Source organism: Tritonibacter sp. SIMBA_163 (assembly GCF_046535935.1).
In the GTDB taxonomy this organism is placed as follows: domain Bacteria; phylum Pseudomonadota; class Alphaproteobacteria; order Rhodobacterales; family Rhodobacteraceae; genus Epibacterium; species Epibacterium scottomollicae.
Map to the genome: position 1 here is coordinate 1 of NZ_JAWJBP010001508.1, position 230 is coordinate 230.

Sequence of the window (230 nt, forward strand, 5' to 3'; positions counted from 1 at the left end):
GGGCGATCGATCTTCGCGTATCCTCCTTGCCGACGGTGTTCGGGGAAAAAATCGTTATGCGGATCTTGGACCTGAGCCAAAACTTGACCGATATCTCAAAGCTTGGATTTAATGATACGAATATGGAACGCTTTATGAAGGAAATTGATAAGCCGAATGGCATCGTGCTCATTTCAGGCCCGACCGGTTCCGGTAAGTCTTCTACTTTGTACGCGGCGCTCAATAAGCTG

The 230-nt window shown here is 48.3% G+C and carries 1 protein-coding gene; it reads left to right on the plus strand.

Annotation, left to right across the window (positions count from 1 at the left end; translation table 11 throughout):
• Positions 1 to 230 (plus strand): ATPase, T2SS/T4P/T4SS family (locus R0J92_RS27315; RefSeq protein ID WP_411053987.1); only part of this gene is annotated, 230 nt, incomplete at both ends.